Genomic DNA, 7,729 nt, shown 5'->3' on the forward strand with positions numbered 1-7,729 from the left:
TATGCAAATAATAGTGGCTATATTCAAACAGGATGGTTGCATAAAGGATCATGGTATTATTTAGACCAAGATGGAAAAATGGTCACAGGATTGGTTTCTGTAGGGGACGAACAATGTTACTTTGATCAATCAGGAGCTATGCAAACAGGATGGATCCAAGCAGATGGAACATATTACTATGCAAATAATAGTGGCTATATTCAAACAGGATGGTTGCATAAAGGATCATGGTATTATTTGGACCAAGATGGAAAAATGGCTACAGGATTGGTTTCTATAGGGGACGAACAATGTTACTTTGATCAATCAGGAGCTATGAAAACAGGATGGATCCAAGCAGATGGAACATATTACTATGCAAATAATAGTGGCTATATTCAAACAGGATGGTTGCATAATGGATCATGGTATTATTTGGACCAAGATGGAAAAATGGTTGTAGGTGATTATTATATCAATGATCAATATTACTATTTTAATTCTAATGGAGATTTGCAATTAGGTTGGTATTATAGAGATAATCAATATTATTATCTTGATTCTAATGCGGTTCTTGTTAAAGGATGGAATAAGATTACTAACAAATGGTATTATTTTAATGATCAAGGAATTATGCAAACGGGTTGGCAATTGATTAATAATCAATGGTTCTATTTAAATGCTTCTGGTGATATGCAAACAGGATGGTTAAAATCAGGTAATAAATGGTATTATTTAAATAAGAGTGGTGTCATGGTTACTGGTTGGGCACAAATTGGATGGAAATGGTATTATTTTAATGAAGATGGTGCAGCTGTTAAAGATGATGTAGTTATTGATGGTAAAACATATACATTTAGAGATGATTATTCATGGATTTCAAATTGTACGAGAAAAGAGTTTGTAGAAAGAGCTAAAAGATATTTGGGATGTAATGAAAAAGATGGATCATTTAAGAAAATTATTGATTCTTATAATAAACTAGATCCATTACCTAGAGGTTATAAAGTAAAATATACAGATTCTTGGTGTATGACTTTTGTTTCAGCTATGGTGAGAGAATGTAATTTACTTGACATTATCCCAGTTGAATGTTCATGTGGTAAAGCAGTTGAAAAAGCTCAAGCAATGGGAATTTGGCAAGAAAATGATGCTTATGTTCCTCAAATTGGTGATATTATTATGTATGATTAGGATGATAATGGAAATGGTGATAATACAGGATGGCCTGATCATGTAGGTATTGTTGCTGAAGTGAATGGAAATACTTTTAAAGTTATTGAAGGAAATAAAAATGATGCTGTTGAATATAGAACAATGACTGTAAATGGTAAATTTATAAGAGGATATATTACACCTAAGTTTTTATCATAGAAGAAGTAGAAATACTTCTTTTTTTTCTTTACTTGTAGAAAACATATGCTATAATGTTCATGTAAATTAACAAGGAGAAAAAAATGAACACTTTTACATATTTAGACTTTGAACTTATAAAACTGCTTTATAAAGAAAATAATCTTTCACAAAGAATGATTTCTAAAAGATTAAATTGTTCTTTAGGTAAAGTAAATGAAACACTAAAAAAACTTAAAGAATTAAATTATCTTAATGAGGATAATTCACTTACAAATTTAGGAATGAATTTAATAAAGAAAGATAAGTCTGCTATTATTTTAGCTGCAGGACAAGGAATTCGAATGATTCCTATTAATAACAATGTTCCTAAAGCCATGCTTGAAATAAATGGAGAAATACTTATTGAACGTATTATTAGACAGCTATTAGAAGCCAATATTCATGATATAACAATAGTTGTTGGTTTTATGAAAGAAGAATTTGATTATCTTATTGATCAATATCATGTAAAGTTAGTTGTTAATAGAGAATATCAAGAAAAGAACAACTTACATAGTTTAAATATTGTAAAAGATAAAATAAATAATACTTATATTATTCCTGGTGATCTTTATTTCTATGAAAATCCGTTTTTAGATAATGAAATTCAATCATGGTATATGCTTGAAAATAGAATAAGTAAACATAGTAATGTTACATGTAATACTAAAAATGAAATTATTAAAACAAAAAAAGATGGTTTAAAACTGATTGGTTTATCATTTATAAATAATCAAGATGCTTCATATTTAAAAGAACATTTAGAACATTTAGATGATGGAATACATGATTCATTGTTTTGGGAAGAAGCCTTGTATCAAAAAAATAAGATGTTTATTTATGGGAAAATCGTTGATACAAATTATGTTGATGAAATCAATACTTATGAAGAATTAAGAAATGTAGATGATCATTCAACACACTTAAATAATGAGACATTATCTTTAATTGCTGATGTTTTTAAAATCAATGTTGAACAAATAAAAAATATTAAAAGTTTAAAAAAAGGAATGACTAATCGTTCATTTTTATTTGAAATCAATCAAGATAAATATATTATGAGAATTCCTGGGGAAGGAACAGATCAACTTATTAATCGAAAAGAAGAATATGAAGTTTATCAAGTAATAAAAGATTTAAATATCAGTGATGAAGTTATTTATATGAATCCTCAAAATGGTTATAAGATTACAAAGTATTTAAATGATACACGTGTATGTAATCAAGATGATCAAGAAGATCTAAGAAAGTGTATGCAATTATTGAAATATTTTCATCAACAAGATTTAAAGGTTGATCACGAATTTAATGTTTTTGAAAAGATTGATTTTTATGAAAAATTAAGAGGGCCTAAATCCTTATATAAAGATTATGATCAAACAAAAGAAAAAATCTTCTCTTTAAAGAATATTATTGAAAAGATGCCTAAAGAATGGAGACTATGTCATATAGATGCAAATTGTGATAATTTCCTATTCTATAAAGAAAATGAAGAAGAAAAAATAAAACTTATTGATTGGGAATATGCGGCAATGCAAGATATTCACCTAGATATTGCAATGTTTTGTATCTATTCCATGTATAACAGACAGCAAGTTGATAACTTGATAGACATTTATTTTGAAAATAAATGTGATCAGCAAACAAGAATTAAAATCTATTGTTATATATCAATGTGTGGTCTTTTATGGAGCAACTGGTGTGAATATAAATATACATTAGGTGTTGAATTTGGAAAATATTCATTAGCACAATATCGCTTTGCGAAAGATTACTATAATATTGTTATAGAAGAAATGGAGAATATGAAATAATGAGTCAAGTAGAAAGAGCAATTATCATGGCCGCAGGAAAAGGAACACGTATGAAACCTATTACTAATAAAGTTCCTAAGCCATTAGTTAAAGTCAATGGAAAAGCAATGATAGAAGGGGTTATAGAAAAACTTCATGAACAAGGCATTCAAGAAATCTATGTTGTCGTAGGATACCTTAAGGAACAGTTTAATTACTTAAAAGAAAAATATAATGATGTACATTTAATTGATAATCCCTATTTTGATACATGTAATAATATTTCATCACTCTATGTAGCTCGAGAACATCTTAAAAATGTCATTATTTTAGATGGGGATCAAATTATTAATAACAGTCAAATTCTTGAAAAGAATTTTGACTTTTCTGGATATAACTGTATCTACAAAAAAGAAATCAATAATGAATGGATGTTAAAAATCAAAGAGGGTCTTGTTACATCTTGTTCACGAACAGGTGGAAAAGATGGTTGGCAATTGTATAGTGTTTCTCGTTGGAATGAAGAAGATGGGAAACGCTTGAAAAAACATTTGGAAATAGAATTTGAAGAAAAGAAAAATACAGAAATCTATTGGGATGATGTAGCATTGTTTTGTTATCCAGATGAATATCAATTATCTATTAAAGAAATGCGTGATGGAGATATTTTGGAAATAGATAGTTTAGATGAGTTATGCAGTATAGATCCATCATATTTAAATTATAGGGAGAACTAAAATGGAAAAGAAAACATTAAAAGGAAGATTAGACTATACAGCGATGATCATACCTTTATTAGGGGTCGTCTTATTATGTGTTTTATTTATGATCATGCCAGCTAAATCTTCATATATTATTCAAATGATCAGAGGATTTTTAGGAAATGATTGTGGTATTTATTATGCTATGTTGGGTGTTGGTATTTTTGCTTGTTCTTTATATATTGCTTTTTCTAAATATGGAAAAATCAAGTTAGGGAAAGATACGGATAAACCAATTTATTCATCATTTAATTGGGGAGTAATGATTTTTACTTCTACAATGGCAGCAGATATTTTATTTTATTCATTATGTGAATGGGCATTATATGCTAATGAAAAGTATATTGATCAATTAGGTGGAATACAAAAATGGGCTTCAACATTTCCGTTATTTCATTGGGGACCAATTGCTTGGAGTTTTTATATTATTTTAGCTGTTGCTTTTGGTTTTATGTTACATGTAAGAGGAAGAAATAAACAAAAGTTTTCTGAAGGATGTAGACCATTATTAGGAAATAAAGTGGATGGAGTTGTAGGTAAAATTATTGATTTAATTGCTATATTTGCACTTATTGCAGGAACTGCAACAACCTTTTCACTGGCAACACCATTATTATCAGCAGCTTTAAGTAGAGTATTTGGGTTGCCTAATGGTGTAGGACTTACTATTGCTGTTTTATTATTGATTGCGGCAGTTTATACATTTACTGTAATTACAGGAATGAAAGGTATTTCTAAACTAGCAACATATTGTTCCTATTTATTCTTTGCTTTACTTATTTATTTTTTAATAGGTGGGGGAGAAACCACATATATCTTAGAAACTGGTTTTTCAGCTATTGGTAATATGGTACAAAATTTTATCGGATTATCTACTTGGATGGATCCATTAAGAGAAACATCATTTCCACAAAATTGGACGATTTATTATTGGGCCTATTGGATGGTATGGTGTGTTGCAACTCCTTTCTTTATTGGAAAAATCAGTAAGGGAAGAACAATTAAAAATACGATTCTAGGAGGATATGGATGGGGTCTAGCAGGAACTTTTACTTCATTCATTATTCTTGGAAATTATGGTTTGGCACAACAAATGAAACATGGAATTGATATTTCGGGAATGATTGCTAAAAGTGGAGATTATTCTACAGTTATTTTAAAGATATTTGATACTCTACCACTAGCAAGTCTAGGTTTATTATTATTAGTTATTACTATGATTGCTTTTTATTCAACAACATTTGATGCTTTAACCATGGTTGTTTCATCTTATTCCTATAAAAAATTAGATGTAGATGAAGAACCAGATAAAAAGATTAGAGTTTTCTGGGCAATTATCTTTATCTTATTTCCAATAGCGTTGATTTTTGCTGAAAATTCAATGTATAGTTTACAGTCAGTGGCTATTATCGCTGCTTTTCCAATAGGATTTATTATACTGTTGATTGTCATTAGTTTCTTTAAAGATGCAAATAAATATTTACAAGAAAAGAAAGAAAATAACAGGGATATAGAATAGAAAATTCTATATCCTTTTTGTTGAATTGAAAATGTATATCATTATAATAAAAAATAGTATTTATGAAGATGATTATTTTAGTTGATATTTGTAAGTATATTATTTTATGTGATGTTATCACATTATTAAAAGCAAATAGGATTAGTAAGTTAAAATATTCTATAGATTTAAAATATTGTAGGAGGTTGGAAATGAAAAAAAAGTACATAAGTCTGTTTCTTGTTATATTATTGGGAATGATTTTTAATATCTCTAATATAAAAGCATATGAAGGAACAAATGACGTTATTGGACAAACAAAGTTTGTAGATAAAGATGGAAATATTAATACTGTAGATGTTTATGATGGAACAACGAATGAAGAGTATAATCCTTATGCACGAACAGTTTCTACAGCGAATATGGTTAATTATAATTGTTCTAAAGCAAAGACAACGACAAATTTTACAGATTATTATACAGGACAAGAGGGATATTTATCTAAATCAAATGCAGCGGATGCAGCTTTTTTAGGGTATGAAAATGGAAAAGTGAAGTTTATGATTTCAGGAATTGTTGGTTTAGTAGATCCTCAATATGTTGAAGTTCTTAGCCAAGGGACTTATTATGCAAGTAACTATGAAGTTAATTCATCAGGTGATTTGTATCATTATATTTCTAATAATGTTAATGCGACAGGAAATCAAGGGAATAAGAATTATATAGGGACAGGGCCTAGTTATTTAACAAAGAATAAAGAGTATTATAGCTATGATGGACATTATTTTTATGATAACTATAATACAATGATTACAGATTATAAAAATAATGTTAGAAATAATGCTGTTAATCCTAATAATCCTTATTATAGTTATTTTCAATACTTACCAATGAGAAGTCAAACGACTTATACTGGTTCACAAATATCAAATTATTTAAATAATAAAGCAGGAAGTACTTCTAAATTATATAATACAGGTGATATTTTTATTAAGTATCAAAATAAATATGGGGTCAATGCTTTAATGGCAGCAAGTTTTGCTGCCTTAGAATCTGGATGGGGAAAAAGCAATATTGCATTAAATAAAAATAACTTATTTGGATTAAATGCTACAGATAATAATCCAGGTGGAAATGCAGATACCTTTAGTACAGTAGATGATTGTATTATGAATTTTACATCGAGTTGGATGTCTAAAAGATATTTAAATCCTACATATACTTCTTTATTTAGAGGAGGTTATTTTGGAGACAAGGGAAGTGGAATATTTGGAAAATATTCTTCAGATCCCTATGAAGGAGAAAAATGTGCAAGCATTGCTAAAAATATGGATGCTAGTATCTCTTCTAAAGATAATGATTATTATACTTTAGGAATCAAAGATATTTATTTAACAACACATACTGCCCTTAATGTAAGAAGTAGTTCAAATACAAATTCTAGTGTTTTATATACAACGATAAAAAATCCAGCTTATTCATTTATTATAAAAGATGCCTCTGCAATTAATGATTTTTATAAGATACAAAGTGAAGTTGCTAGTAGTGATGGAACTTATAGCTTTGATAATACAGGATATGTAAGTAATCAATATGTTACTTTATTAAATAATACTTCTCATCCACAAGGATGGAAAAAAGAAAATAATTATTGGTATTATTATTTTTCAAATGGGTCAAAAGCAACTGGTTTACAAACTATAGAAAATAATCTCTATTATTTTAATACAAGTGGACAAATGCAAACGGGTTGGCAAGAAGTTAATAATAAATGGTACTACTTTGATGAATTGGGTTATGGTCAAAAAGATTGGAAATTAATAGGAAATAATTGGTTTTATTTTAATAGCAGCTATCAAATGCAAACCGGTTGGCAAGAAATAAATGAAAAATGGTATTATTTAAGTACTGGTGTTATGAACATCTATGGAAAAACTTATTATGAAGGCTATATGGTTACTGGTTGGTTACCACTAGGTAATGATTGGTATTATTTAAATAGTGATGGATCAATGGTAACAGGATTACAAACTGTAGGAAATAATTTCTATTATTTTAATGCAAGTGGAAAGATGCAAACCGGTTGGCAAGGAATCAATAACAAATGGTATTATTTTGATAATGGTGGTTATGGACAAAAAAGTTGGCAAATGATTGCAGGAAATACGTATTACTTTTTAGATAATTATCAAATGGCAACAGGATTTCAAGAAATCTCTGGAAATACTTATTTCTTTAGTACAGGTGTTATGAACATCTATGGAAAAACTTATTATGAAGGCTATATGGTTACTGGTTGGTTA

At 28.3% G+C, this 7,729-nt stretch carries 4 protein-coding genes and 1 pseudogene; all 5 read left to right on the forward strand.

Annotated features, from left to right (window positions below; genetic code table 11):
• A pseudogene (locus LJD34_RS14935) lies at nucleotides 1-1,173 on the forward strand (hypothetical protein); the annotation flags it as partial.
• A 263-nt stretch (nucleotides 1,174-1,436) separates the two neighbouring features.
• Entirely contained in the window at nucleotides 1,437-3,188 is a 1,752-nt protein-coding gene (locus LJD34_RS14940) for an NTP transferase domain-containing protein (protein ID WP_227360276.1), read from the forward strand.
• Nucleotides 3,188-3,904 (forward strand): NTP transferase domain-containing protein, encoded by a 717-nt coding sequence (locus LJD34_RS14945; RefSeq protein ID WP_227360277.1) that lies wholly within the window; start codon nucleotides 3,188-3,190, stop codon nucleotides 3,902-3,904. Before LJD34_RS14940 ends, LJD34_RS14945 begins: the two co-directional genes overlap by 1 nt.
• A 1-nt stretch (nucleotide 3,905) precedes the next feature.
• The gene (locus tag LJD34_RS14950; RefSeq protein WP_147580433.1) at nucleotides 3,906-5,447 is read left to right on the forward strand and encodes a BCCT family transporter; all 1,542 of its coding nucleotides are present in this window, start codon (nucleotides 3,906-3,908) and stop codon (nucleotides 5,445-5,447) included.
• Between the two features lie 191 nt (nucleotides 5,448-5,638).
• Nucleotides 5,639-7,729 (forward strand): N-acetylmuramoyl-L-alanine amidase family protein (locus LJD34_RS14955; RefSeq protein WP_227360278.1); only part of this gene is annotated, 2,091 nt, incomplete at its 3' end.

Origin of the sequence: Faecalibacillus sp. MSK20_93 (assembly GCF_020589945.1) — a bacterium.
Taxonomy (GTDB): Bacteria; Bacillota_I; Bacilli_A; order Erysipelotrichales; family Coprobacillaceae; genus Faecalibacillus; species Faecalibacillus intestinalis.